Origin of the sequence: Nocardia sp. NPDC058633 (assembly GCF_042717045.1) — a bacterium.
GTDB lineage: Bacteria > Actinomycetota > Actinomycetes > Mycobacteriales > Mycobacteriaceae > Nocardia.
In genome coordinates, this window is sequence record NZ_JBHXRA010000007.1 from 1 (window position 1) to 24,757 (window position 24,757).

At 67.8% G+C, this 24,757-nt stretch carries 28 protein-coding genes; 23 read left to right on the top strand and 5 right to left on the bottom strand.

The features are described from left to right. Positions 1 to 111 precede the first annotated feature (111 nt). The gene (locus tag ACFWUR_RS10475; protein ID WP_378905065.1) at positions 112 to 903 is read right to left on the bottom strand and encodes a 3-oxo-5-alpha-steroid 4-dehydrogenase; all 792 of its coding nucleotides are present in this window, start codon (positions 901 to 903) and stop codon (positions 112 to 114) included. A 104-nt stretch (positions 904 to 1,007) separates the two neighbouring features. On the opposite strand from ACFWUR_RS10475, the gene ACFWUR_RS10480 reads away from it, so the two are divergent. The 7 genes from ACFWUR_RS10480 to trmD all read left to right on the top strand — a co-directional run bounded on the left by ACFWUR_RS10480 (position 1,008) and on the right by trmD (position 6,056). Next, positions 1,008 to 1,826: a nuclear transport factor 2 family protein gene (locus ACFWUR_RS10480; RefSeq protein WP_378905068.1), complete on the top strand. Its 819-nt coding sequence runs from the start codon at positions 1,008 to 1,010 to the stop codon at positions 1,824 to 1,826. A 165-nt stretch (positions 1,827 to 1,991) separates the two neighbouring features. Then, positions 1,992 to 3,086, top strand: a complete 1,095-nt coding sequence (locus ACFWUR_RS10485; RefSeq protein WP_378905773.1) for an amidohydrolase family protein — start codon at positions 1,992 to 1,994, stop codon at positions 3,084 to 3,086. 302 nt (positions 3,087 to 3,388) lie between these two features. After that, on the top strand, positions 3,389 to 3,967 hold the full coding sequence (locus ACFWUR_RS10490; protein WP_378905071.1) for a Uma2 family endonuclease: 579 nt from the start codon (positions 3,389 to 3,391) through the stop codon (positions 3,965 to 3,967). Positions 3,968 to 4,170: 203 nt separating this feature from the next. Beyond that, positions 4,171 to 4,608 carry a 30S ribosomal protein S16 gene (gene rpsP / locus ACFWUR_RS10495; RefSeq protein WP_378905074.1) on the top strand — a complete coding sequence of 146 codons (438 nt, stop codon included), beginning with the start codon at positions 4,171 to 4,173 and terminating at the stop codon, positions 4,606 to 4,608. Further along, the gene (locus tag ACFWUR_RS10500; RefSeq protein WP_056811833.1) at positions 4,608 to 4,850 is read left to right on the top strand and encodes an RNA-binding protein; all 243 of its coding nucleotides are present in this window, start codon (positions 4,608 to 4,610) and stop codon (positions 4,848 to 4,850) included. Before rpsP ends, ACFWUR_RS10500 begins: the two co-directional genes overlap by 1 nt. Beyond that, a complete protein-coding gene (gene rimM / locus ACFWUR_RS10505; RefSeq protein ID WP_378905077.1) occupies positions 4,851 to 5,375 on the top strand; it encodes a ribosome maturation factor RimM in 525 nt (174 codons plus the stop codon). Positions 5,376 to 5,378: 3 nt separating this feature from the next. Continuing rightward, complete coding sequence (gene trmD / locus ACFWUR_RS10510) at positions 5,379 to 6,056, top strand: tRNA (guanosine(37)-N1)-methyltransferase TrmD (RefSeq protein ID WP_378905080.1); 678 nt, start codon at positions 5,379 to 5,381, stop codon at positions 6,054 to 6,056. A gap of 1 nt (position 6,057) precedes the next feature. On the opposite strand, the gene ACFWUR_RS10515 is transcribed toward trmD, so the two are convergent. Beyond that, positions 6,058 to 6,426 (bottom strand): VOC family protein, encoded by a 369-nt coding sequence (locus ACFWUR_RS10515; protein ID WP_378905083.1) that lies wholly within the window; start codon positions 6,424 to 6,426, stop codon positions 6,058 to 6,060. A gap of 483 nt (positions 6,427 to 6,909) precedes the next feature. Between ACFWUR_RS10515 and ACFWUR_RS10520 the strand changes: the two genes are divergently transcribed. From ACFWUR_RS10520 to ACFWUR_RS10585, 14 genes are all read left to right on the top strand, one after another. Next, positions 6,910 to 8,523 (top strand): AMP-binding protein, encoded by a 1,614-nt coding sequence (locus ACFWUR_RS10520; RefSeq protein WP_378905086.1) that lies wholly within the window; start codon positions 6,910 to 6,912, stop codon positions 8,521 to 8,523. A 73-nt stretch (positions 8,524 to 8,596) separates the two neighbouring features. Then, positions 8,597 to 10,969: a Tex family protein gene (locus ACFWUR_RS10525; RefSeq protein ID WP_378905089.1), complete on the top strand. Its 2,373-nt coding sequence runs from the start codon at positions 8,597 to 8,599 to the stop codon at positions 10,967 to 10,969. A gap of 24 nt (positions 10,970 to 10,993) precedes the next feature. After that, positions 10,994 to 11,899, top strand: coding sequence for a hypothetical protein (locus ACFWUR_RS10530; RefSeq protein ID WP_378905091.1), 906 nt, complete (start codon positions 10,994 to 10,996; stop codon positions 11,897 to 11,899). A gap of 156 nt (positions 11,900 to 12,055) precedes the next feature. Beyond that, positions 12,056 to 12,397, top strand: a complete 342-nt coding sequence (gene rplS, locus ACFWUR_RS10535; RefSeq protein ID WP_071929278.1) for a 50S ribosomal protein L19 — start codon at positions 12,056 to 12,058, stop codon at positions 12,395 to 12,397. Positions 12,398 to 12,504: 107 nt separating this feature from the next. Beyond that, complete coding sequence (lepB, locus tag ACFWUR_RS10540) at positions 12,505 to 13,248, top strand: signal peptidase I (protein ID WP_378905775.1); 744 nt, start codon at positions 12,505 to 12,507, stop codon at positions 13,246 to 13,248. A 78-nt stretch (positions 13,249 to 13,326) separates the two neighbouring features. Further along, positions 13,327 to 14,031, top strand: a complete 705-nt coding sequence (locus tag ACFWUR_RS10545) for a ribonuclease HII (protein WP_378905094.1) — start codon at positions 13,327 to 13,329, stop codon at positions 14,029 to 14,031. 46 nt (positions 14,032 to 14,077) lie between these two features. Continuing rightward, on the top strand, positions 14,078 to 14,383 hold the full coding sequence (locus ACFWUR_RS10550; RefSeq protein WP_011210678.1) for a DUF2469 domain-containing protein: 306 nt from the start codon (positions 14,078 to 14,080) through the stop codon (positions 14,381 to 14,383). Between the two features lie 90 nt (positions 14,384 to 14,473). Further along, on the top strand, positions 14,474 to 14,830 hold the full coding sequence (locus ACFWUR_RS10555; protein ID WP_378905097.1) for a YraN family protein: 357 nt from the start codon (positions 14,474 to 14,476) through the stop codon (positions 14,828 to 14,830). Then, a complete protein-coding gene (locus ACFWUR_RS10560) occupies positions 14,830 to 16,338 on the top strand; it encodes a YifB family Mg chelatase-like AAA ATPase (protein ID WP_378905100.1) in 1,509 nt (502 codons plus the stop codon). Before ACFWUR_RS10555 ends, ACFWUR_RS10560 begins: the two co-directional genes overlap by 1 nt. Beyond that, entirely contained in the window at positions 16,335 to 17,516 is a 1,182-nt protein-coding gene (gene dprA, locus ACFWUR_RS10565; RefSeq protein ID WP_378905103.1) for a DNA-processing protein DprA, read from the top strand. The genes ACFWUR_RS10560 and dprA overlap by 4 nt, the downstream gene beginning before the upstream one ends. Positions 17,517 to 17,720: 204 nt before the next feature. After that, positions 17,721 to 18,644, top strand: a complete 924-nt coding sequence (locus ACFWUR_RS10570; RefSeq protein WP_378905106.1) for a tyrosine recombinase XerC — start codon at positions 17,721 to 17,723, stop codon at positions 18,642 to 18,644. Between the two features lie 240 nt (positions 18,645 to 18,884). Next, a complete protein-coding gene (locus ACFWUR_RS10575; protein ID WP_378905109.1) occupies positions 18,885 to 19,250 on the top strand; it encodes a YidH family protein in 366 nt (121 codons plus the stop codon). Beyond that, positions 19,247 to 19,546, top strand: coding sequence for a DUF202 domain-containing protein (locus ACFWUR_RS10580; protein ID WP_378905112.1), 300 nt, complete (start codon positions 19,247 to 19,249; stop codon positions 19,544 to 19,546). Before ACFWUR_RS10575 ends, ACFWUR_RS10580 begins: the two co-directional genes overlap by 4 nt. Before the next feature lie 263 nt (positions 19,547 to 19,809). Beyond that, positions 19,810 to 20,151, top strand: a complete 342-nt coding sequence (locus tag ACFWUR_RS10585) for a hypothetical protein (protein ID WP_378905115.1) — start codon at positions 19,810 to 19,812, stop codon at positions 20,149 to 20,151. 92 nt (positions 20,152 to 20,243) lie between these two features. Here the strand turns inward: ACFWUR_RS10585 and ACFWUR_RS10590 are convergent, their stop codons facing one another. The 3 genes from ACFWUR_RS10590 to ACFWUR_RS10600 form a co-directional block, all read right to left on the bottom strand. After that, complete coding sequence (locus ACFWUR_RS10590; protein WP_378905777.1) at positions 20,244 to 20,756, bottom strand: DUF1990 family protein; 513 nt, start codon at positions 20,754 to 20,756, stop codon at positions 20,244 to 20,246. A 61-nt stretch (positions 20,757 to 20,817) separates the two neighbouring features. Beyond that, the gene (locus ACFWUR_RS10595) at positions 20,818 to 21,318 is read right to left on the bottom strand and encodes a M23 family metallopeptidase (protein WP_378905779.1); all 501 of its coding nucleotides are present in this window, start codon (positions 21,316 to 21,318) and stop codon (positions 20,818 to 20,820) included. A 304-nt stretch (positions 21,319 to 21,622) separates the two neighbouring features. Further along, complete coding sequence (locus ACFWUR_RS10600; RefSeq protein ID WP_378905118.1) at positions 21,623 to 21,829, bottom strand: hypothetical protein; 207 nt, start codon at positions 21,827 to 21,829, stop codon at positions 21,623 to 21,625. A gap of 909 nt (positions 21,830 to 22,738) precedes the next feature. Here ACFWUR_RS10600 and rpsB point away from each other — a divergent pair. Both rpsB and tsf read left to right on the top strand, forming a co-directional pair. Beyond that, positions 22,739 to 23,629: a 30S ribosomal protein S2 gene (gene rpsB, locus ACFWUR_RS10605; RefSeq protein WP_378905121.1), complete on the top strand. Its 891-nt coding sequence runs from the start codon at positions 22,739 to 22,741 to the stop codon at positions 23,627 to 23,629. A gap of 182 nt (positions 23,630 to 23,811) precedes the next feature. Beyond that, on the top strand, positions 23,812 to 24,636 hold the full coding sequence (gene tsf, locus ACFWUR_RS10610; protein WP_378905124.1) for a translation elongation factor Ts: 825 nt from the start codon (positions 23,812 to 23,814) through the stop codon (positions 24,634 to 24,636). Positions 24,637 to 24,757: the final 121 nt, after the last annotated feature.

Below are 24,757 nucleotides of genomic sequence, written 5' to 3' on the forward strand. Positions count from 1 at the left end.
ACCGTTGCTTGCTCCTTCGTCGCCTACGCAACGGCGGCTGACCGGCGACCCGGCCGCGGACCGGCCACTGCGTGGCCGCCGCTCGTCGGGGTCGCGGGCGGGGTTGGTTTGTCAGAGGACGCCGGGGATCAGTGCTTTGCGGTTCGCTGGGTAGTCGGCGAACTTCTCGCGGTACCACCGGTGGGTAGCGAAGGCGCGTGGCACCAGGTTTCCCGCGGTGATCAGGAAGATCACGACGCCGGCCAGCGACCAGGTGAGCAGGGCGAACCCGGCCCAGGCGATCAGCTCGCCGAGATAGGCCGGGCTGCTGACGAAGCGGAAGCCCGCGCCGTGGGGGATGCGGTACTCGGCGGCGCCGGGGTTGTTCTTGTCGCGCAGATTGCGCACGATCGCCTCGGACCGCACCAGCAGCCCGAATCCGCACAGGTACACCACTACGCCGATCAGGAATCGCGGATCGGTGAGCCAGGCGGTGCCGTACTGATTCTTGTAGTCGTTGCTGAAGAACGCGCCGTTGAGATAGCCGTGCAGGGCCGTCACGAACACGCCCGCCGCGACCACCGAGACATTGAAACTGCTCTTCTTGCCCGGCACCTGCCGAATGGAGAGCGGGAAGAACCAGCCCCGGTTGCTGTAGTGCAGCAGCCAGATGGCGGCCAACACCAGCGGCACCGGTTCGAAGCGATCGGGGCCGCTGAGATAGAACACCGCGAACACGACGGTCGCGGGCAGCTCCATCAGCCACCAGCCCAGCTTGGGATTGAGATTGAAGCCGACCTTGTTCGAAGCGAAGCGGCCGTAGGGGCTCTGCGCGAACAGTCCGCCGACGATCACGAACGCGGCGAAGGCGAAGGCGATGGCCAGCACCGTGTCGTAGGTGGTGTTCCCGGTGTACCAGTCCATCGAGATCCTCTTGTCCAACAGGCGCCGCGCACGAACGCCGACGCAAAACTAGAACACGTTCTATCATGGATCGCGCCGGGGTAGCGGGACTATGGAGGAGCAACATGGCGATGGATCGGACCGCCGAGGACCTGCTGGCGGCGGTGCTGGCGTCACCGCGAGCCGTGGCGGCCCACGACAAGGCCGCCTGGGTCGGCCTGTTCGCCGAGAACGCCGCGGTGCACGACCCTTACGGGTCGCGTGAACACCTCGGACCCGACGCGATCGGGCGCTTCTACAACGTCTTCATCGCGCCGAACGCCATCGTCTTCCGCGTCGACCGCGATCTCGTCGCCGGACACACGGTGGTGCGCGACCTGCACATCGAAACGACGATGTCGACCGGTGCCACCGTCACCGTGCCGATGCATCTGCGCTACGACCTGGTCGGCACCGACGGCGGCTGGCGGATCGTGCGTCTCGCCGCGCACTGGGAGCTGGCGACGATGATCGCGCGACTGCTGCGCACAGGGCCGTCCGGACTGCTCGCGGGCGCGAAGCTCGGGCCACAGCTCGTCGCCGAGCTCGGCGTGGGCGGGGCGATGGGCATGATGCGGGCGCTGCGCGGTGTGGGCGGGTCGGGCAAGCGCATCGTCAGGCGACTGTTCACCGCGGCCGCATCCGGCGACTCGGCCGGTGTGCGGGCTCTGCTCGACGAGCGGACAGTGCTCGAGCTCCCCGCCGGGCACCCGATCTCGGTCGCGGAATTCGCCGATCGTACACGAAAGATGCAGTGGGACAAGATGATCGCCGCCGGTCGCACGGTCAGTGTGAGCGTGCGAGTCGGTGCGTCGCAGGGCGTCGCTTTCGTCGACTTCGCACCCGACTCGACACGCATCGCCAGGGTGACAGTCTTTCTCGACGCCGACCCGTCGGGAAGCTAGCCGCTGGTTCGCGGGGGGAGCCCGGCGCGCAGGTGGGCTCGGTCCCCGTCGGGTCGGGTCGGGCGGGTAGCGGTGGTGTGGCCGGAGCTCGACGACACCACCGGCGCGGCGAGGTCGGCGGTAGGTTGGCAGGGGGTCGACATCGAGGACATCGAGGAGCTCTTCATGCACGTGCGCGGGGTGGTTCTGCCCGGTGACGAGGAACGCGACCTGTGGGTGGTCGACGGCGCGGTGACCTTCGACCCGGTCGCGGGTGCGGACACCCTGTGCCGGACCGGCTGGATCGTGCCCGGACTGGTCGACGCCCACTGCCATGTCGGTATTCGCTACGGCGGCGGCGACGAGACCCACGAGGGCGCGATCGAACAGGCCGAGACCGAACGCGACGTCGGTGCGCTGTTGCTGCGCGACGCGGGGTCGCCGATCGACACCCGCTTCATCGACGAGCATGCCGAGCTGCCCCGGATCATTCGCGCGGGCCGCCACATCGCCCGACCCAAGCGCTACATCCGCGAACTCGGCATCGAACTCGACGACGAACGCGACCTGCCCGAGATCGTGGCCGAGCAGGCCCGCTTCGGCGACGGCTGGGTCAAGATCGTGGGGGACTGGATCGACCGTTCAGTGGGTGACCTGCGGCCGCTGTGGAGCGACGACATCCTGAAGCAGGCCATCGACGCGGCCCATGCGAACGGGGCTCGGGTCACCGCGCACGTGTTCGGTGAGGACGCGCTGCCGGGTCTGATCAACGCGGGCATCGACTGCCTCGAACACGGCACCGGCATCACCGACGACACCATCGAGTTGATGGTGGCCAACGGCACCGCCCTGGTCCCCACCCTGATCAATATCGACACCTTCCCCGGCATCGCCGACAGCGCCACGAAGTTCCCGGTCTACGCCGCCCACATGCGCGAGCTGCACCGCCGAGTCCGCGACACTGTCGGCAAAGCGCACGAGGCGGGCGTGCCGATCTACGCGGGCACTGACGCGGGCGGCTCCATCCGCCACGGCCGCATCGCCGACGAGATCACCGCCCTGTCCGGCGCGGGCTTGTCACCTCACGACGCACTCGGCGCCGCCTCCTGGAACGCCCGCACCTGGCTCGGCCGCCCCAGCATCGACGAGGGCGCCCCGGCCGACTTCGTCGTCTACGCCGAGGACCCCCGCGAGCATCCACAGTCACTGACCGACCCACAGTGGGTCGTCCTGCGTGGGCTGGTCGTCAAGACACCGAACCCGGTCACCGGCCACCGCTGATCGCTGCGCACCGTACGGCTCCGTGGCGCCCGAACGGTTGGCGTTGGGCTCGACCCAGCGCAGCTGGTGAGCAAGATCTTGACCCGTTCGGGGACGAATATGACCCATACGGAGCCAGATGTGATCCGTTTGGAGCCATATCTGGCCCAACTGAGCTACATATTTGGGGCACGTAGCGTGCCAGGTCGAGTGCGCCAGTCGCTACGACTTGACGTCGCCCGCGTTGAGGCGCGGAGGCGATCGTGGGTACCTGTCGGAGTTCGAGTGGCTATCACTGGTACACGGGGGCGGACGAAATGACCATGAGCGCCGAGGTTTCGATGATCCACCCGTTGGGCCCGAAGTCTGTGGAAGACTGGCTCGCCGAAGAGCAGCCGGTGGATGGATCGCGACTCGAACTCATCTGGGGGTACCTGCAGAGGACGCCGCCGCCGGGTGGTCCGCATCAGTATGCCTCGTTCGAATTGGCTGTGATGTTGCGCGATGCGCTACGGATTTCCGGGCGATCCGACCTCCGTGTGCTGCCCGCGGTCGGCGTCCGGATCAGTACCCCGTTTCGTGTCGGCGTGATTCCGGATATCGCCGTTGTCACCTGCGGAATCGAACACACGACCTTCGCGGCGGAGGATCTCGCGCTCGCGGTCGAGATCTGGTCACCGGGCAGCACACGCGCGGAGCGTGACACCAAGATCGCCGCCTATGCTTCGGCGCGGGTGCCCCACCTCTGGATCGTCGAACTGCCCGACGGAAAGCCCGCACGGTTCTGGGGCTACGAGCTGGGCGAGTCCGGCTACCGTCAGGAAATCCTCGCGACCGAAGGTGAGTCGATCACGGCGCCGGGCCCGGTGCCGGTGGTGGTGGACACCGCCCAGTTGCGGTGAGATAGCGCGCCAACGGCGGAGGTGATTTCCGGCCTCGCCCGGTCGTCTGGCAGAATGAACCCTCGTCCTTCCTGGACAGTGTCAGCCCGTCTCCGGTTACGTACCGCGCGGCGGTCACGCACACATGCGCGAAACCGGACCCGCAGACCATGTGGGTCGCTGAATCGCGTGGTGACCAAACTACTGAAAGAAGCTGAAGCAGCATGGCTGTCAAGATCAAGCTCACCCGTCTCGGCAAGATCCGCAACCCGCAGTACCGCGTCGTCGTCGCCGACGCCCGTACTCGTCGTGACGGCCGGTCCATCGAGTCCATCGGCCTGTACCACCCGAAGGAAGAGCCTTCGCTGATCCAGATCGACGCCGAGCGCGTCGCGTACTGGCTGTCCGTCGGCGCGCAGCCGACCGAGTCGGTGCAGCGTCTGCTGGAGATCACCGGCGACTGGCAGAAGTTCAAGGGCCTGCCGGGCACCGAGGGCACCCTGAAGGTGAAGGCTGAGAAGACCTCCAAGCTGGACCTGTTCAACGCCGCGCTGGCCGCCGCCGACAACGAGCCCGTTGCCGAGGCCGTCACCAAGAAGAAGAAGGCCGCCAAGAAGGACGAGGCTGCCGCTGAGGAAGCCACCACCGAGGCTGCCGAGTAATGACTGCCGTTGTTGCCGATGCCGTCGAACATCTGGTTCGCGGCATCGTCGCCAACCCTGACGACGTCCGTGTCGAGCTGCTCACCGGCCGTCGTGGACGCACCGTCGAGGTGCACGTCCATCCTGAAGACCTGGGCAAGGTGATCGGGCGCGGTGGTCGTACCGCGACCGCGCTGCGCACCCTGGTCGCCGGCATCGGTGGCCGTGGGATCCGGGTCGACGTGGTCGATACCGACGCCTAGATGGAACTCGTCGTAGGTCGGGTCGCCAAGTCGCACGGCGTGCGCGGCGAACTCGTCGTCGATGTGCGCACCGACGAGCCCGACGTCCGGTTCGCGCCGGGCGTCACCCTGCGCGGCAGGATGCCGAAGTCGTCGGCGACCCGTGACTACACCGTGAAGTCGGCCCGAGAGCACTCGGGCCGGCTTCTGGTGTTCGTCGACGGCATCGACGATCGCACCGCCGCCGACGCTCTGCGTGGCACCTTGTTCGTCGTCGACAGCGATTCGCTGCCGCCGTCGGAGGACGACGACGCCTTCTACGACCACGAACTCGAAGGCCTGCGGGTCGAGTTCACCGATGGCACCCTCGTCGGTACGGTCACGGAAGTGCTGCATTCGGCCGCCGGCGAACTGCTGTCGGTGCGTGCCGCCGACGACGGTCGCGAAATTCTCGTTCCCTTTGTCACCGCCATCGTGCCGACGGTCTCGCTCGCCGATGGACTGGTGGTCATCACCCCGCCCGAGGGCCTGCTCGATCCGGAGTAATTCGTGCAACTCGACGTCGTCACGATCTTCCCGGAGTACCTGGAGCCGCTGCGCACCGCGCTGCTGGGCAAGGCCGTGGACAAGGGCCTGATCTCGATCGGTGTGCACGACCTGCGCGACTGGACGCACGACGTGCACAAATCGGTCGACGACTCGCCCTATGGCGGTGGTCCGGGCATGGTCATGAAGCCCACCGTCTGGGGCGCCGCCTTGGACGAGGTGTGCCCCGACGACGCGCTACTGGTCGTCCCCACTCCGGCCGGGGTGCCGTTCACGCAGACCACCGCGCAGCGCTGGGCCACCGAGAAACACCTCGTCTTCGCCTGCGGTCGCTACGAAGGTATCGACCAGCGTGTGTTCGACGACGCCGCCCGCCGGGTCCGCGTCGAGGAGGTGAGCATCGGCGATTACGTGCTCATCGGCGGCGAGGCCGCGGTGCTCGTGATGACAGAGGCCGTGGTGCGATTGATCCCCGGCGTGCTCGGCAATCAGCAGTCCCACCAGCAGGATTCGTTCTCCGACGGGCTCCTCGAGGGGCCCAGCTACACCCGGCCGGTGTCCTGGCGCGGCCTCGACGTGCCCCCGGTCCTGCTCTCGGGCGACCACGCCAAGGTCGCTGCGTGGCGTCACGAACAGTCGCTGGAGCGGACAGCCGAGCGCCGCCCCGATCTGCTGCCCTGACCTATCCCGAAACCACGCGAGTGGTGATGCAGAACGGATGCCCGGCGGGGTCGAGCAACACGCGCCAGCGCGGATCCGGCTGTACCGGTGCGGGTTTCGCGCCGATCGCGAGGGCGTGCTGTTCGCACAGATCCAGGTCGGCATCGGCGGCGAGGTCCAGGTGCACCGCGGCCGTGCCCGGCCACTGCGGCGGAAAGTAGTCCTCGACGCGTTGCGCGGCGACCGTCAGTCCCGACGGGATACGGATTCCGACGCTGTGCGCGTCGTTCCACAGGACACGGCCACCGAGCAGTCCGAGGTAGAAGCGGGCGAGGGACTCGGGGTCTTCACAGTCCAGTGAGAGGCCGGCCAGTTGAAAAGGCTCCGTCATCGGACCGACGGTACCGGGCCGGATGCGTGCCGAGATTGTTTTGTCCTAAAGACATTTGGGTATCCACAGGCCGCATTCGTTGTGCGAACGTCCATAGTGAGGATTGCTGGTTCCATTCGGAACGGGTTCTGGTCCTGGTGACTGTACACCGGTGCGCGGGCGGGAGTGCGTGCCGCAACGATTGCCCTGCGTAGCCGATGTCTCCGTGGGAAATCGATGTTCTCGCGAGGGAGTGCGACGAAGGTGTCGTGTGCGCGACCTCGTGATCGCGGTGGCCGAGCGCCTCCCATCGCCGCCCTCGCACTACTGCCGACAGAGCGACAAAAGTGACGAATTGCACAATCAGGACGCGCGTTCATCGCGCCCCGGAAGTCACCCTTTCGGGGGTGGTGCGGCCGTGACGTATGCCACATTCTAGAGAGGGTCAGGTGTACCGACGGTGAAGGTGCGGCGTTTCCCGCCGCGCGGCGAGGAGATTTGCTGATGTCAGAACCCAGTTACAGCTGCGGACCCGCCGATACCGCCCTGCTGGGCGACACCATCGGTGCGAACTACGCGCGCACCGCCGCCGCCCACCCCGATCGTGACGCTCTCGTCGACCAGATCACCGGCCGCAGCTGGACCTACCGCGAAGCCGCTGCCGCGATCGACGCGCTGGCCACCGGCCTGGCCGAGCGCGGGATCGTCGCGGGCGATCGGGTCGGTATCTGGGCGCCCAACTGCGCCGAGTGGTACCTGGTGCAGTACGCGACCGCCGCCACCGGCGCGATCCTGGTCAATATCAACCCCGCCTACCGCACCAGCGAACTCGCCTACGTCCTCGGGCAGTCCGGGGTGCGGACGCTGATCGCGGCGCCGGCGTTCAAGGGCTCCGACTACGTCGCGATGATCGAGCGGGTCCGCCCCGACTGTCCGGAGCTCGAGCAGGTGCTCGTCCTGGGCGGCGTGGAGTGGGATGCGGTGGCGCGGACACGTCCCGACGCCGCACGCCTGGCCGAGATCGCAGCGAGCCTGTCGGCCGACGACCCGATCAACATCCAGTACACCTCGGGCACAACGGGTTTCCCCAAGGGCGCGACCCTGAGCCACCACAACATCCTCAACAACGGCTACTTCGTCGGCGAACTCTGCGCCTACACCGAGGCCGATCGCATCTGCCTGCCGGTGCCGTACTACCACTGCTTCGGAATGGTGATGGGCAACCTCGCCGCCACCACACATGGTGCGGCCGTGGTGATTCCGGCTCCGTCCTTCGATCCGGCCGCGACCCTCGCCGCCGTCGCCGCGCAACGGTGCACTTCGCTCTACGGTGTGCCGACGATGTTCATCGCGATGCTGGCCGAGCTCGACTCCGGTGTCGACTACGACCTGTCGAGCCTGCGCACCGGCATCATGGCAGGCTCACCGTGTCCGGTCGAGGTGATGAAGCGGGTGATCGATCGGCTGGGCATGAGCGAGGTCGCGATCTGTTACGGCATGACCGAGACCAGCCCCGTCTCCACCCAGACCCGTCGCGACGACAGCATCGACCGTCGCACCGCCACCGTCGGACGAGTCGGTCCGCACCTCGAGGTGAAGGTGGTCGACCCGGTGAGCGGTCGCACGGTGCCCATCGGTGAGCCCGGTGAACTGTGTACCCGCGGCTACTCGGTGATGCTCGGCTACTGGAACCAGCCCGACAAGACCGCCGAGTCCATCGACGCGGCGCGCTGGATGCACACCGGTGACATCGGCGTCATGGACGCCGAGGGCTACCTCTCGGTCACCGGCAGGATCAAGGACATGGTCATCCGCGGCGGCGAGAACATCTACCCTCGCGAGATCGAGGAATTCCTCTACACCCACCCCGATATCGTCGATGCCCAGGTCATCGGCGTCCCCGACGACAAGTACGGGGAGGAGCTCATGGTCTGGATCCGTCTGCGCGAGGGTGCGACGCCCCTCGACGCCACCGCCGTCCGAGCCTTCTGCACCGGTCGACTCGCCCACTACAAGATTCCGCGCTACGTGCACGTGGTCGACGAGTTCCCGATGACGGTCACCGGCAAGGTCCGCAAGGCCGAGATGCGCGAACTCGCCAGGGAGATCCTCGGCTGAGTAGCCGGGGCGAGGGAATCCGCTGACCTGGGTGCCAGCGGGGTGTCGGGGATGCGCTGTAGTCTCTGCGGCTGTGACGACAGCGCCCGAGATCGCCGACAGCACGACCACCATCGCCAGCGTAGGCAGGCGGATCGCCGATGAACTGGGGGTGCGCGAGACCCAGGTCCGCGCCGCCGTCGAACTGCTCGACGGCGGTTCGACGGTTCCGTTCATCGCGCGCTACCGCAAGGAGGTCACCGACGGCCTCGACGATGCCCAGTTGCGTCAGCTCGAGGAACGCCTCGGGTATCTGCGTGAGCTCGACGAGCGACGCGGCGCGATCATCGAATCCATCCGCGGCCAGGGCAAACTCGATCCCGCGCTGCACTCGCAGCTCATGCTCGCCGAGACCAAGGCGCGACTGGAAGACATCTACCTGCCGTACAAGCCCAAGCGCCGCACCAAGGCTCAGATCGCCCGCGAAGCCGGACACGAGCCGGTGGCCGACGCGCTGATCGGCGACCCGAGCACCGACCCGGCGACCTACACCGCCGAACAACTCGACGGCGCCCGCTCGATCCTGGTCGAACGCTTCGCCGAAGACGCCGACCTGGTCGGTGAGCTGCGTGAGCTGATGTGGAACCGCGGCCGGATCACCTCGACGGTGCGTGCCGGTAAAGAGGAGGCGGGGGCCAAGTTCTCCGACTACTTCGAGTTCAGCGAGCCCTTCCACAAACTGCCATCGCACCGGATCCTGGCGCTGTTGCGCGGGGAGAAGGAGGAGATGCTCACGCTGCACCTCGAAGCCGACACCGAAGAACCGGCCCCCGGTGAGCGCACGATCTACGAAGGGCGCATCGCGGTCGCCTTCGGCATCGCCGACAAGGGTCGCCCGGCCGATTCCTGGCTGCTCGACACCGTCCGCTGGGCCTGGCGCACCAAGCTGGCGGTGAGCCTGGGTATCGACACCAGGATGCGGTTGCGTCAGGCAGCGGAGAAGGACGCGGTCGACGTGTTCGCCGCGAACCTGCGCGACCTGCTGCTCGCCGCGCCCGCGGGCACCCGCACCACCATGGGCTTGGACCCGGGTTACCGCACCGGGGTGAAGGTCGCCGTCGTCGACGCCACCGGAAAGGCCGTCGCGACCGAGGTCATCTACCCGCACAAGCCGCAGGGGCAGACCGAGAAGTCTCTCGCGGTGTTGGCCGCGCTCGTCGCCCGCTTCAACGTGGAGCTCATCGCGATCGGCAACGGCACCGCCTCGCGCGAGACCGATGCGCTTGCGGTGGAACTGATCTCGCGCATCCCGGAGAACAAGCCGACCAAGATCGTGGTATCGGAGGCGGGCGCCTCGGTGTACTCCGCTTCCGCCTACGCCTCGGCGGAACTGCCCGACATGGACGTGTCGCTGCGCGGCGCGGTGTCCATCGCCCGGCGTCTGCAGGACCCCCTCGCCGAGCTGGTGAAAATCGATCCCAAGTCGATCGGTGTCGGCCAGTACCAGCACGACGTGTCCGAGACGCTGCTGGCGCGCTCGTTGGGCGCGGTTGTCGAAGACGCGGTGAACGCGGTCGGTGTCGACGTGAACACCGCGTCGGTGCCGCTGCTCTCGCGCGTGTCCGGGGTCTCCGGGTCGGTGGCGGAAAGCATTGTGGCCCATCGTGATCAGAACGGTCCCTTCCGCAGCCGCACCGCTCTGCTCGAAGTGCCTCGCCTGGGCCCCAAGGCTTTCGAACAGTGCGCCGGCTTCCTGCGCATCCGCGGCGGTGTCGACCCCCTGGATACCTCGGCCGTGCACCCCGAGGCCTACCCCGTCGTGCGCCGCATCCTCGAGCACACCGGCCGCGAGATGGCCGAGGTCATCGGCAACACCAGCACCTTGCGTGCGCTGAAGCCCGGCGATTTCACCGATGAGAAATTCGGTGTGCCCACCGTCAGTGACATCATCGCCGAGCTGGAGAAGCCGGGACTCGACCCCCGCCCGGAATTCAAGACCGCCGAATTCGCCGCGGGCATCGAGAAGGTCGCCGACCTGAAACCGGGGATGGTGCTCGAAGGCGTCGTCACCAATGTGGCCGCGTTCGGCGCGTTCGTCGACGTCGGCGTGCACCAGGACGGGCTCGTGCACGTGTCGGCGCTGTCGCACACCTTCGTCAAGGATCCGCGCGAAGTGGTGAAGTCCGGTGACGTGGTGAAGGTGAAGGTTCTCGAGGTCGACGTCGCCCGTCAGCGGATCGGACTCACTCTGCGTCTCGATGACGAGTCGGGCAAGCCCGCGCAGGGGGACAATCGTGGTGGTGGCGCGCCGCGCGGTCAGGGTCGTGGACAAGGCGGCCAGGCGCCCGCTCGCAAGCAGGGACAGGGACGACAGGGCAACGGCGGCGGTAACCAGCGCAAGCCGGCTGCCGCACCGAGTGGGTCGATGGCCGACGCGCTGCGCGCGGCCGGTTTCGGCAACAAGTAGGAACTCGACGACAGGGCAGGCGGCATGCGACGGTGGCTTGAACACGAGGTGATCGCGCACGGCCGCCTGCCCCTGCTCTGCTTCCTGCTGGGATTCATCCTCGGATTCCTGGTGATCCGGCTCAGCGTGCGGATGATCCGGGCGAATGTGCGCTGGTGGCCGGGCAATGTGAAGGCGGGCGACACCCACATCCACCACATGGTGTTCGGCGTGATCACGGTGCTGCTCTCGGGCATCGGGTTGATCGCCACCGCCGAAGACGGCACCCAGGTCACCTCCAGCGTGCTGTCGGCCCTGTTCGGGATCGGCGCCGCGCTGGTCCTGGACGAATTCGCGCTGATCTTCTATCTGCGCGACGTGTACTGGTCCGAACAGGGACGCACCTCGGTGGACGCGGTGTTCGTCGCGCTCGCGGTGACCGGGCTGCTGCTGCTCGGCGTGCAACCCGCGACGTTCCTGGACTACGACGAATTCCGCGAGTCGGCCGGCGTCGGGGTTCGGGTGGGGGTGGCGATCACGGTGGTGGTGAACCTGCTGCTCGCCGGGGTGGTGATCGCCAAGGGCAAGATCTGGACCGGGCTGTTCGGTATGTTCTTCACACCGTTGCTCCTGGTGGGAGCGGTACGGCTGAGCAGGCCCGGTGCGCCGTGGGCGCGCTGGCGCTACGGCAACCGGCCCAAGACCATGAGCCGGGCCATCGCACGCGAGCGGCGCTACCGTCGACCGGTCATCCGCGCGAAGATCTTCGTCCAGGACCTGATCGCGGGCAAGCCCGACGTCGAACACGCGCGCACCGCCGCCGAGGCCGTCTTGGCGCGCACCGTCGTCGCGGCGCCGCCCGCACCGCTGCCGCACCCACATCTGCTGCCGCGCCGCCGGACCGGCTCCGCGGTAGAGAACTCGGCGTCCGACCAGCACGGCGACGAGTGAGGCCGATTTCAGTCGCGGTTATCCGGTCTGGCACAATGAACCGGTTGCCTTGGACGAGTCATGTCCGAGAGCACTCCTGTTCTGAGCATGAACCGGTCGAGCGCGCGAGTGCCGCCAGGTTCCTCTGTTCACGCGAAGAATCCGAAAAGGTGGAAAATGAACACCCTTGATTTCGTCGACGAGAAGTCGCTGCGTAGCGATGTCCCCGACTTCCGTCCGGGCGACACCCTGAACGTGCACGTGAAGGTCATCGAAGGCTCGAAGGAGCGCATCCAGGTCTTCAAGGGCGTCGTGATCCGGCGTCATGGCGGCGGCATCGGCGAGACCTTCACGGTCCGCAAGGTGTCCTTCGGCGTCGGTGTCGAGCGCACCTTCCCCGTGCACAGCCCCAACATCGACCACATCGATGTCGTGACCCGTGGTGACGTGCGTCGCGCCAAGCTGTACTACCTGCGCGACCTGCGCGGCAAGGCTGCCAAGATCAAGGAAAAGCGCTGATCTCGCAGTAGCACTTCGCAGTACCAAATTTCTTCAGGTAGCCCGGTACCCGACTCACGTCGGGGTGCCGGGCTACTCTGTTCGGCGTGGCAGACGAAAGTGGGTCGGTGTCGGTGTCCGATTCGGATGACGAAGGTGGACGGCGCGGAAAAAAGCGCGGCGACAAGAAGCAGCGCCCGTTCTGGCAGGAGTTGCCGATCCTGATCGTGATCGCGGCGGTGATCGCCGCGCTGATGGTCACTTTCGTCGGGCGACCGTATGTGATCCCCTCGCAGTCGATGGAGAACACGCTGCTGATCGGCGATCGCATCTATGTGCAGAAGATCAGCTATTACGGCTCCGAACCCGGGCCGGGCGACGTGGTGGTCTTCGTCGGACCGCCGTCGTGGAACGGGCACTACAAGTCGGTGCGCTCCGACAACTCCGTCGTGCGCGGGATCCAGAACTTCCTGTCCTACTTCGGGCTGGTCCCGCCGGACGAGAACGATCTGGTCAAGCGCGTCATCGCGGTCGGCGGGCAGACCGTGCAGTGTTGCGACCCGCAAGGGCGCGTGCTGGTCGACGGAAAACCGCTCGACGAGCCGTACATCAAGAAGGACTACCCCTGGTTCACCGACCGTCCCAACGCCGTGTACCCGGCGGGTCGGGTGTTCGGCCCGGTGAAGGTGCCGGAGGGCAATCTCTGGGTGATGGGCGACAACCGCAACGAGTCGGCTGATTCGCGCGCCCACGTCAGCGACGATCTGCAGGGCACGGTGCCCGCGGACAACGTCCGCGGCAAGACGGTGTTCAAGATCTGGCCGCCGAACCGGATGGGCCCGGTCAAGACGCAGAACGCCCAAGAGAACTGACACGGTGAGGACGGGGGTTCCGGGTCGAGGGCGCACCCGGAACGCCCAGGAGAACTGACGCGACGGGACAATCGAACTGTGGGGCAGGATCGGACCAGCTGGCCGCCGCGGATGGTGATGCGCCGGGCGGGCGGACTACGCACGCTCGAGGCAGCGCTAGTCCGGGGTGGCCTCGCGCCGGTGGCCGGTGTCGACGAGGCGGGGCGCGGACCTTGCGCGGGCCCGCTGGTGGTCGCCGCGTGCCTGCTGGCGCCCAAGGCCTACGACAAGCTGGCCGGGCTCGACGACTCAAAGAAACTCACGGAGGCGGCTCGTGAGGAGCTGTTCCCGGTGGTTCAGCGGTTGGCGCTGGCCTGGAGCGTCGTCGTGGTGCCCGCGTGGGAGATCGACTCGATCGGCATCCACGTCGCCAACATCGAGGGCATGCGCCGTGCCGTCGCCGGCCTCGAACGCACTCCCGGTTACATCCTGACCGACGGATTCAAGGTCCCCGGCCTGCCCGCCCCGTCGCTTCCGGTGATCGGTGGCGACGGCACCGCGGCCTGCATCGCCGCCGCGAGCATTCTGGCGAAGGTGACCAGGGACCGGATGATGGTCGACCTCGACGCGCAGCTGCCCGGATACGGTTTCGCCGCGCACAAGGGCTACAACACGCCCGAGCACACCGCCGCCCTGCGGCAGCTCGGACCCAGTACCGAACACCGCCGTTCCTGGCGGAATGTGCGTGAACTCGAGGTGCCCGGAGGTAGCCGAGTGGCTACTCGCAGGGCACATGCGCGATGATGTGACCAATGAACGCGGCGCTGCTAGCAGGAGGACGTCCCACCCGATGAGTGCTGAGGACCTCGAGAAGTACGAAACCGAGATGGAACTGTCGTTGTACCGCGAGTACAAGGACATCGTCGGCCAGTTCTCGTACGTGGTGGAGACCGAACGGCGCTTCTACCTGGCCAATTCTGTCGAACTGCGGCCACAGAACGCCGACGGCGAGGTGTATTTCGAAGTGCGGATGAGCGATGCGTGGGTATGGGACATGTACCGCCCGGCGCGGTTCGTCAAGCACGTTCGGGTGATCACGTTCAAGGACGTGAACATCGAGGAGCTGGAGAAGCCGGACCTGCGCCTGCCGGAGTAGTTGTCCACAGGGGCGCGGTTATCCCCAGGTTTTCTGTTTGCCCAGGTCGCGCGGATCGCCCGGTGGAGGTCTGTGGCCATGCTTTGGCCCATGGCACACAAACAGGCGCTCGGCGCATACGGGGAGAAGCTGGCCGCGCAGTATCTGTGCGAGGCGGGGATGGAGATCGTCGCTCGCAATTGGCGGTGTCGCTACGGTGAGCTGGACCTGATCGTCCAGGACCCGTCGATCACCGTGTTCGTCGAGGTGAAGACGCGCTCCGGGCTGGGGTTCGGCACTCCGGCCGAGGCTGTCACCTTCACCAAGCAGCAGCGGATTCGGCGGCTGGCACTACTGTGGCTGGCCGAGCAGGACGGGCCGTGGCGGCGGATTCGCTTCGACGTGGTGTCGGTCATGGTTCCCCGCGGGCGCGGTCCGGTCATCGATCATCTGACCGCGGCGTTCTGATGGCACTCGGGCGGGCGTTGTCGGTGGCGGTGACCGGGGTCGACGGGCAGTTGGTGGAGATCGAGGCCGATATCGGTCAGGGTCTGCCCTCGGTGAACCTCGTCGGTCTGCCCGATACCGCGCTGCAGGAATCGCGCAATCGGGTGCGCTCGGCGGTGGCCAATACCGGGGAGAAGTGGCCGGACGGGCGGGTGACCCTCGCCCTCTCGCCTGCGACGCTGCCGAAAGTAGGCAGTGTTTACGACCTCGCGCTCGCCGTGTCCGTGCTCGATGCCTCCAAGGCGGTACCTGGCGAACGGCTGGCGAAGACGGCGCTGCTGGGGGAATTGGCGCTCGACGGTCGCGTTCGGCGGGTGCGCGGGGTGTTGCCCGCGGTGATCGCGGCGCGTGCGGCCGGGCTGCCCACGGTGGTCGTGCCGGCCGAGGCGATCGCCGAAGCGGGGCTGGTCGAGGGGATCGAGGTCCTCGGGGCCACGAGTCTGCGGGCCGTCGTGGCGTGGCTGCGCGGGGAAGGCACGCTGTTGGAACCCGACGGTGTCGTGCCGGGGACGCAGACGCCGTGCGGTGACCTCAGTGACGTGGTCGGACAGGACGAGGCGCGCTGGGCGTTGGAGGTCGCGGCAGCCGGCGGGCACCATCTGCTGCTCACCGGCCCACCGGGGATCGGCAAAACAATGTTGGCGCAACGTCTTCCGGGGCTGCTGCCACCGCTGTCGGAGGCGGAATCCCTGGAGGTGACCGCGATCCACTCGATGGCGGGATCACTGTCGGCCGAGCAGCCGTTGCTCACCACGGCTCCCTTTGTGGCGCCGCATCATTCGACATCGGTGACCGCCATGATCGGCGGTGGTTCCGGCCTGGCTCGTCCCGGCGCGGTGAGCCGGGCCCATCGCGGGGTGCTGTTCCTCGACGAATGCGCCGAGCTCGGCACCAAGGTCCTGGAGGCACTGCGGACTCCGCTCGAGGAGGGGGAGGTGCGCATCGCCCGACGCGACGGGGTTGCCCGGTATCCGGCTCGATTCCAACTCGTGTTGGCGGCCAATCCCTGCCCCTGTGCTCCGGCGCGCGATGTGGACTGCATCTGCGCGCCACTGGCACGACGCCGCTACCTGGGCAAACTGTCGGGGCCGTTGCTCGATCGCATCGATATCTGGGTCCAGATGCACGGCCAGGCCGGTGCGACGTTCGACGACGAACAGGCCGAGAGCAGCGCCACCGTGGCGGCCCGGGTCGCCCGAGCGAGAGCCCGCGCCGCGCAGCGATGGAGCGAGGACGGGTGGACGACCAATGCCGAAGTGCCGGGCCACGTCCTGCGCAAGCGCCACACGTTGCCGAGGGAATCGATCGCGCCGATCGAGACGGCGTTGCGGCTGGGGCGAATGTCGGCGCGTGGCGCCGACCGGGCGATTCGGGTCGCCTGGACCGTCTGCGATCTGCGCGAAGGCGAGCTGCCCACCGTCCAGGATGTGATGTCGTCATTGAATTTCCGGCAGCGGAGCGCCCAATGAGCCAGTTGCGTGCGGTCGGTGATGTGGTGGATCTCGACGGTGATCCGGACGAACGCAGGCTCGCCTGGGTGTATCTGTCGCGGGTGGTGCAGGGGCCGTGTGCACCGCTGTCGGCACTGATCGCCTCGGTAGGGGTGTGCGAGGCGGCCCGTGCTGTCCGCGAGCACGAGTTGCCCGCGGCGTTGCGCGGCCCCACCGCCATGCGTCGCGAGATCGACTCGGCAGCACAAGATTTGGACACCATCGCGCGCTTGGGCGGGCGAGTGATCACTCCCGATGACGAGGAGTGGCCCGGCTGGCGGATGCTCGGTCTCGACCAACTCGACACCGAGCGCGACCGCGAGGCGGCCGTCCCGCTGGTGCTGTGGGCACGAGGTCCCCTCTCGCTGCATACCGCGTCCGAACGTGCTGTCGCGGTGGTCGGTTCGCGTTGTAGCAGCGGCTACGGATTGCAGGTAGCGAGCGAGATCGCGTGCGACTTGGCCGGTCGGGGGTGGACGATCGTCTCCGGCGCGGCCTTCGGCATCGATGCGGCGGCACACAGGGCGGCACTCGCCGTCGGGGGACCCACCGTGGCGGTTCTCGCCTGCGGTGTCGACCGTCCGTATCCGGCTCAGCACGATCGCCTGCTGGCCGCCATCGCCGAAAGCGGTCTCGTCGTCAGCGAATACCCGCCGGGAATCTCGGCGCAGAAGCATCAGTTCCTGGCGCGCAACCGGTTGATCGCGACGCTGGGGGACGGCGTGCTGGTGGTGGAGGCGGGAGTGCGCAGCGGTGCCCGCAACACCGTGAAATGGGCCCGGAGGCTGGGCCGACCCGCCATGGCTGTTCCCGGACCCGTCGGGTCGGCGTCCTCGGTCGGCTGCCATCGAATGATCAGGGACGGCGAAGCGCTCCTGGTGACCCGCGCCGAGGACATCGTCGACGAAGCGGGGCCGCTGCGTCTCCCGGTCGCCGAGGGCACCCCATCGGATCCCGCCGCTCACCTGCGCGGCGCCGAAGCCGACATCTACGCGGCGCTACCCACCATCGGCTCGCGCCTTCCCCGAGAACTGTCCCAACAGTCCGGCCTGGACCTGGCCACCGTCCGAGCAGTCCTGCCCAGCCTGGAACTGGCCGAACTGGTCGGCTGCGACTCCGACGGGTGGTTTCGGACATCCAGTCGACGGGCGAACTGACGACGGAGCGAACCACCTGAGCGACGACGAGATGGTTCAGCGAGTCGGGCTGTTCGAGGTGTGGCTCGAACACCACGGCGACGACGTCGCTCTCGACCTTCGACGGCTGGCGGGTGAGGTGCGCGAGTGGCGCTGCATGAGCGGCTCGCCACCAGGGCGGCGTGGTGGGTTGCACGGCGGACGGGGAAGGGTGACGGTGGGGTCATGGATGTGTTGCCTGACGACTTGACCGCGTTGCTCACCGAGTTCGGTCGGCATCTGCGGTTGGGGCGCAATCGGTCGGCGCACACGGTGCGGGCGTACCTGGGAGACGTGCGGTCGTTGCTCGAGCATCTGTACGCGCGGTCGGCGGATTCGGCGGTGCGGGAGCTGGATCTGCCGTTGTTGCGGTCGTGGTTGGCAGAGCTCGCGGCGGCGGGGGTGGCGCGCACGACCCTGGCTCGGCGGGCATCGGCGGCAAGGACTTTCACCGCCTGGTTGACCGAGACAGGGCGCCTCGGTATCGACCCGGGGCTGCGTCTGCAGGCCCCGAAAGCGCATCGCGTGCTGCCCGCGGTTCTCGGCCGCAACCAGGCCGAACAGGCTATGGATGCGGCGAAATCCGGCGCGGCGCAGCAGGACCCGATGGCGCTGCGGGATCGGCTGGTCGTGGAGATGTTGTACGCCACCGGAATTCGCGTGAGCGAGCTGTGTGGTCTCGACATCGACGACATCGATCGGGAGCGTCGTCTCGTGCGCGTGCTCGGTAAGGGCAACAAGGAACGCTCGGTGCCCTTCGGTGGTCCCGCCGACACCGCCCTCGACGCGTGGCTTCGGGCCGGTCGCCCGTCCCTGGTCAACGACCATTCCGGTCGCGCCTTGCTTCTCGGCCAACGCGGTCGACGCCTCGACCAGCGCCAGGCTCGCGCCGTCGTCCACGAGGTCGTCGCCGCGATCCCCGGCGCACCCGACATGGGCCCCCACGGCCTGCGCCACACCGCCGCCACCCACCTCCTCGAAGGTGGCGCCGACCTCCGCGTCGTCCAGGAACTGCTCGGCCACGCCAGCATGGCCACCACCCAGCTCTACACCCATGTCTCCGTCGAACGCCTCAAACGAGTCCACGACCAGGCCCACCCCCGCGCCTGACAGCTCGAACGGTCTCCATCCGGCGTCACCCCCCGCGTCCGTGCCCCGGCAGAGTTCACTTCCGGTACAGCGCCGCTCTGTGAACCGCTCGGGCGGAGAACCGCTTTGCCGAGCGCACCGGATCGCGTCTGCGCGGACGGCACCACCGAGATCAGCGGCGACAACAGGGGACGCCGCGGTCGCAACGGTCACTAGCTGTTGGATCGAGGTAGCGCATGATGGGGGCAGGAGGTGGTGGCCGTGACATTGCCCGAGGTGGGGGCCGAATCAGGGGACGGCGAGGAGGAGGTCGACTATCGGTTCACGCTCGCCAACGAACGCACGTTTCTGGCGTGGATCAGGACTGCGATCGGGCTGCTCGCCGGCGGTGTCGCGGTGCACACCCTGGTTCAGCCGACTCGCTTGGCCGGATTCGCCGGTGCCATCTCGGTGATCTGTCTGCTCATGGCGCTGGTCGTCGCACTCGCCGCCTTCCGGCACTGGCGGCGGGTCAACCTCGCGATGCGCGCCGGGGGGCCGCTGCCGGGAACCATCCTGGTTCCCGTTCTCTCCGTAGGAGTCGCGGTGGTCGCCGCACTCGCCTGGGTGGCTGTGGTGTTGTCGTGACGGCACCGACCTTGGCGATGGAGCGCACCGCCCTGGCCTGGCGGCGCACCTCCCTCGGGGCGGCCGCCTGCGCCCTGCTCCTCGCCCACGAGGCGACCGTCGCCGGGCGGTCGACAGGGATACTCCCGATCGCCGCCGCCGCGGTCGCCCTGCTTCTGGCCGGAATCGGTTGGTCGCGCGGACGCGCACTCGAGCGCGGGCGTGCGGGCACGGCCCACCGATTCGTCGGGGCCACCACCCTCTCCGTCGCGACCGTATCCCTCATCGCCGTGGTAACCGTGCTGCTCAACGGGTAGAGCAGCCGAGTCGGCTCTCGACAGGACGGTCGCCAACCGGAGCCCGTCGTGCCGATGTCACTGACCACGGGCGACCTATCCGCCGTCTGCCCGGTTGGACCGGGCCGTCGGGACAAGGTCGGACGCCGTGTGAGCGATCAGGCGTTCGGTTGCCCTCCTGCCGACGGCGGGTGTTCACCTGGGTGAGTTGTCGTGGCTTCGTGACCCCCCGTCGGCGCGGAACTCGGTCGACGAACCACGCTCGAGAAAATAGTGTGGCGGTCGTGACTTCCCTGCGTGAGCGGCTGCGCGCCGCGTTGAAACCCGCGATGAAGGCCCGCGACCTCGGTGCGGTCTCGGCGCTGCGTTCGGCGTTGGCCGCGATCGACAACGCGGAGGCGGTCGACCTCGGTGAACGGAGAGCCGGTGCGATGGAAGACAGCCCGGTCGGTCTCGGTGCGGCCGAGGCCAGTCGTCGCGACCTCACCGACGTCGACATCGAAGCGATCGTCCGCCGTGAAATCGACGAAAGGCGTGTCGCGGCAACCGAATACGAGCGCCTCGGTGCGCTCGACCGACGCGATCGGTTGACCGCCGAGGCCGATACGCTGGCCGCGTTGCTCTGACGCCCCCGGGTCCGCGATGCCCTCGACACGAACTGCGGCGACGCCGTCCACCCGCTGTCGGTGCACCAGATCCAGCCTTACCGGTCACGACGTCAGCTGTTGGTGGGCAGGGTGTTCAGGTAGCGGTGGGCGAACCAGCGCTGGATCAGGCGGACGACGGGACCGCCGAGGCGGACGTACCAGGCGCCCGGCTGGGAGAACGCGGTGACCAGGCCGTAGACCGTGTCGTCGGTGGGGTCGTATTCGACGGCGAACAGTTCCTCGCCGACCTCGGGATGTCCGGGCAGGGTGCCGTAGGCGAAGCCGCGGCGGTCGGGTTCGTCGAGGACGTAGACGACGCGGCAGGGCGCGCTGATGCCGAGGGGGCCGAGGCCGAGGAAGACCGTCAATTCGGTTCCGGGCTGGGCGGTTTCGGTGTCGGCACGGCGGAAGATGCCCACACCCTTCTGCATCCCGTAGTCGAGAATGTGGTCGGCCCCGCGCTCGAACAGGTCGCGGCCGTAGCCGATCGGCCGCCGGTGCCGGAACCGGTGGTATCCGTCGGGCGACGTGGTACGAGTGGCACCGACATCGGGGTAGGTGAAAGGCACTGTTTCCTCGGGCACGCCTCGATTCTCGTCCGCTGCCGGGCGATGCGGGGGCCGGGTGGTGGAGTGGTTGGTCACGTCACGGCTCCAAGGGCTTCAGGCGGACCGGTACCTCGTGCAGGAGTCCGAGCGGGTCGACGTATTCGCGCCGGTTGTGGGCACCGAACTCGCGGCGCGCGCCCCAGTGCAGGCACGCCGTGGCCGGACACCCCTCGTGCCCGGCCACCAGCGTGCCGATCGGCGTACCCCTGCTGACCCGGCTTCCCACCGTCACCGTCGCCTCCACCGGCTCGTAGCTGGTCCGCAAGCCGCCCGGATGCTCGATGGACACCACCGGTTTGCCGGCCACGTCTCCTGCGAACATCACGATGCCGTCACCCGCCGCCAGCACCGTCTGCCCGGCAGCGCCCGCCAGATCGACGCCACGATGCCCCGGCAGCCAATTGCGCTCCGGTTTGTCGAACTTGCGTTCCACCGTGGGCCGCGGCCGCAACGGCCACCCGAACGGCCCGGATTCGGCCGCGTCGGCCGGCACCGCACCGCTGAGCACAATCGCCACCAGGCAGACGACACCGAGCACCCGTCCGAGTATCGCCCGCACCCGCCGCACCACGCGGCGCGAACTCCCGAGGTTGGGAGACGACACATCGTGGTCGAGTGCCCCGCAGCGCACTACCGCAGGGTCGGCCCGGGACCGATCGAGTCGGGGAACTCGAGCACGCCCCGCCTGTGCGGCATCGGGCCTGCCGATGTCGCGGAGCCGAGATTCACGGTCGGGCGCTCTGGATCGCACTGCTGCCGCGTCGGTCTCCGAGCGATCGAGAGGGTGAGCATGAGTCGGCCGCTTCCGTCCGGCGCCGTAGATGTCGAACATCGGTCAGGTCTCAGCGGTGCGGTCGCGGTGTCTGCACTTGCTGCTGCGCTGCCAGCGTGCGCACCATCTCCCGCAGGACTGCGGGCAGTTGCGCCGCCGACCCGCTCCCGCCCCCGGCCCGCACCACGATCTCGATCTCCGACCGAGCGCCCGCACTCTGCGGTCGGGCAGGGGCGGCACCGAGGTCATGGGTCGTCACCTGCACCGGAACGGGCATGGGAACAAGCTCTCGCCGTGGCACGAAGACGGGCACCAAGGTCGGCATTCGGGAGCACGAGCCAGCAGTCCCGCGATCAGGCGTGGGTTGAGGCGAAGGTGTAGGCAGACCGCCGATTCGTGCATCCGCCGGTGTCGGTCCGAGTGAAAGCTGCACAGAAATCGTCACTCGGGGGTTGGAGAATGGGAGACCGGAGGGTCGTTTGCCTGTCGAGACCGGTCCGTCCTGTGCGGTCGGTGGCGGCGCTGTCGGGGCGGCGCCCGGGGCGGCCGCACGCTGCGGTGGGAAAGTGGGGTCGGTGGTCCGTCGCGCTGGTGGGTGGGCGAGCACGACCCCGCCGCCGACGCAATTCGGCGACGGCTCGGCCGATCGCGCCACCGACGCAGGTGCCGTCGAGTCGGCCGGAATCGGATGCGCGGCCGCTGGTGCGGCAGCCACCCCCGCCACGCAGAGCAGCGGGAAAGTGGTGATCAGGGCGCGTGTCAACGTGTTCATGCCCCCACTCTGGGCGCCGCGCAAGCCTAGTGGGACAACGATTTCGGGAATGTGGACAACTTCTGGGCATGTGGACACCGCGTGCTTCATCCACGAATGGGCTGGCGTTGCGCAGGGGCGATTTCGGACCTGGCCCCGCTCCGCGTAGACTGAACAAGCGGTTTGTGCTCAGCAGCCATTGCGTGTGCACGGCACGGACCGACTTCGCGCGCCACCCGTGCTCGTCCATCCGGTCGTCGCTCGCAACGCAGACGCCCGCGAGGGCATGTCAGCGCGAGTTCTTCAGCGGATGAACAGGGAAATCGTCGGCTGGTCCCGGATTCTTCGAATCGGGTCCGGCGGTTTCGGTGGCGCCAGGGCAGTCGATCGCCGATCGACCGCGACAACCGGCAACGAAAGAGAGATACGAAGGCTATGCCTGTCGTAACTATGAAGCAGCTGCTCGACAGCGGCGCGCACTTCGGCCACCAGACTCGTCGGTGGAACCCGAAGATGAAGCGGTTCATCTTCACCGACCGCAACGGCATCTACATCATCGACCTGCAGCAGACGCTGACCTTCATCGACAAGGCCTACGAGTTCGTCAAGGAGACTGTCGCCCACGGCGGCACCGTCCTCTTCGTCGGTACCAAGAAGCAGGCCCAGGAGTCGATCGCTTCCGAGGCGCTGCGCGTCGGAATGCCCTACGTCAACCAGCGTTGGCTGGGTGGCATGCTCACCAACTTCTCCACCGTGCACAAGCGCCTGCAGCGCCTCAAAGAACTCGAGGCGATGGAGCAGACCGGTGGCTTCGAGGGTCGCACCAAGAAGGAAATCCTCATGCTCACGCGTGAGATGACCAAGCTGGACCGCACCCTCGGCGGTATCCGTGACATGGCCAAGGTTCCCTCGGCCATCTGGATCGTCGATACCAACAAGGAGCACATCGCCGTCGGCGAGGCGCGCAAGCTGAACATCCCGGTCATCGCGATCCTGGATACCAACTGCGACCCCGACCTGGTCGACTACCCGATCCCGGGTAACGACGACGCGATCCGCTCCGCCGCACTGCTCACCAAGGTCGTCGCCTCCGCGGTGGCCGAGGGCGTGCAGGCCCGCGCGGGCCAGGCTTCCGGCGACGCGAAGCCCGAAGCCGGCGCAGGCGAGCCGCTGGCCGAGTGGGAGCAGGAGCTCCTGTCTTCGGCTACCCCGGCTGCCGAAGCCGATGTCGCTGCCGCGACCGAGGCCCCGGCCGTCGAGACCGAGACCCCGGCCGAGGCCGAGGTCAAGGCCGACCCGGCACAGCACACCCCGGCAGACTTCTGAGCTGACCGGTAGCACACTGTTCACCTTGCCGGCCCGTCTGAATTCAGATGCGGTCGGCAAGGTGGCGTAAAGACCGAACAAATTGCATGGCCTACGGCCGAGAAGTCTCTTCTTGATTCTCGAGGTTCCCAGGCCGAGAATCCGCGGCGCCAGCCGCCAAAATTACAGGAGGCTCGCCCCCGATGGCGAACTACACCGCTGCTGATGTGAAGCGGCTCCGGGAGCTCACCGGCTCCGGCATGATGGACTGCAAGAACGCGCTGGCCGACTCCGACGGCGATTTCGACAAGGCCGTCGAGGTGCTGCGCATCAAGGGCGCCAAGGACGTCGGCAAGCGTGCCGAGCGTGCGACCGCCGAGGGTCTGGTCATCGCCAAGGACGGCGTCATGGTCGAGATCAACTGCGAGACCGACTTCGTCGCCAAGAACGCCGAGTTCCAGCAGCTGGCCGAGGCCATCGTGACCGCGGCCGCCGCGGCCAAGCCTGCCGACCTGGACGCTCTCAAGGCGCTCAAGCTGACCGACGGCACCGTTGACGACGCCGTGCAGGCGCTGTCGGCCAAGATCGGCGAGAAGCTGGAACTGCGGCGCGTCGTGTCCTTCGACGGCCCGGTCGCCACCTACCTGCACAAGCGTGCTTCGGACCTGCCGCCCGCCGTGGGCGTGCTGGTGGAGTACGAGGGCACCGGCGACGCCGCTGCCGACGCCGCGCGTGCCGCGGGCATGCAGGTCGCCGCGCTCAAGGCCAAGTACCTGACCCGCGACGAGGTGCCCGCCGACGTCGTCGACGCCGAGCGTCGCATCGCCGAGGAGACCGCGCGCGAAGAGGGCAAGCCCGAAGCCGCGCTGTCGAAGATCACCGAAGGCCGTGTCAACGGCTTCTTCAAGGACGTCGTGCTGCTCGAGCAGTCCGCCGTCACCGACTCCAAGAAGACCGTCAAGGCGCTCCTGGAAGAGGCGGGCGTGAACGTGAAGCGTTTCGCTCGTTTCGAGGTCGGCCAGGCCTGATCCGCCTGAAATACACGGAAAGCCTCTTCGGCGCGGTACGAGACCGCGCTGGAGGGGCTTTCCTCGTGGATCGAGGTGACCCCACTTCTGGGTGACCGCAACCTGATAGGGCAGGATAGAT

Bases quoted from the DNA above. Each gene is read 5' to 3' on its own strand.
- ACFWUR_RS10475 (WP_378905065.1), bottom strand. From the start codon at position 903: ATGGACTGGTACACCGGGAACACCACCTACGACACGGTGCTGGCCATC.
- ACFWUR_RS10480 (WP_378905068.1), top strand. From the start codon at position 1,008: ATGGCGATGGATCGGACCGCCGAGGACCTGCTGGCGGCGGTGCTGGCG.
- ACFWUR_RS10485 (WP_378905773.1), top strand. From the start codon at position 1,992: ATGCACGTGCGCGGGGTGGTTCTGCCCGGTGACGAGGAACGCGACCTG.
- ACFWUR_RS10490 (WP_378905071.1), top strand. From the start codon at position 3,389: ATGAGCGCCGAGGTTTCGATGATCCACCCGTTGGGCCCGAAGTCTGTG.
- rpsP (WP_378905074.1), top strand. From the start codon at position 4,171: ATGGCTGTCAAGATCAAGCTCACCCGTCTCGGCAAGATCCGCAACCCG.
- ACFWUR_RS10500 (WP_056811833.1), top strand. From the start codon at position 4,608: ATGACTGCCGTTGTTGCCGATGCCGTCGAACATCTGGTTCGCGGCATC.
- rimM (WP_378905077.1), top strand. From the start codon at position 4,851: ATGGAACTCGTCGTAGGTCGGGTCGCCAAGTCGCACGGCGTGCGCGGC.
- ACFWUR_RS10515 (WP_378905083.1), bottom strand. From the start codon at position 6,426: ATGACGGAGCCTTTTCAACTGGCCGGCCTCTCACTGGACTGTGAAGAC.
- ACFWUR_RS10520 (WP_378905086.1), top strand. From the start codon at position 6,910: ATGTCAGAACCCAGTTACAGCTGCGGACCCGCCGATACCGCCCTGCTG.
- ACFWUR_RS10530 (WP_378905091.1), top strand. From the start codon at position 10,994: ATGCGACGGTGGCTTGAACACGAGGTGATCGCGCACGGCCGCCTGCCC.
- rplS (WP_071929278.1), top strand. From the start codon at position 12,056: ATGAACACCCTTGATTTCGTCGACGAGAAGTCGCTGCGTAGCGATGTC.
- ACFWUR_RS10550 (WP_011210678.1), top strand. From the start codon at position 14,078: ATGAGTGCTGAGGACCTCGAGAAGTACGAAACCGAGATGGAACTGTCG.
- ACFWUR_RS10555 (WP_378905097.1), top strand. From the start codon at position 14,474: ATGGCACACAAACAGGCGCTCGGCGCATACGGGGAGAAGCTGGCCGCG.
- ACFWUR_RS10560 (WP_378905100.1), top strand. From the start codon at position 14,830: ATGGCACTCGGGCGGGCGTTGTCGGTGGCGGTGACCGGGGTCGACGGG.
- dprA (WP_378905103.1), top strand. From the start codon at position 16,335: ATGAGCCAGTTGCGTGCGGTCGGTGATGTGGTGGATCTCGACGGTGAT.
- ACFWUR_RS10570 (WP_378905106.1), top strand. From the start codon at position 17,721: ATGGATGTGTTGCCTGACGACTTGACCGCGTTGCTCACCGAGTTCGGT.
- ACFWUR_RS10600 (WP_378905118.1), bottom strand. From the start codon at position 21,829: ATGCCCGTTCCGGTGCAGGTGACGACCCATGACCTCGGTGCCGCCCCT.
- rpsB (WP_378905121.1), top strand. From the start codon at position 22,739: ATGCCTGTCGTAACTATGAAGCAGCTGCTCGACAGCGGCGCGCACTTC.
- tsf (WP_378905124.1), top strand. From the start codon at position 23,812: ATGGCGAACTACACCGCTGCTGATGTGAAGCGGCTCCGGGAGCTCACC.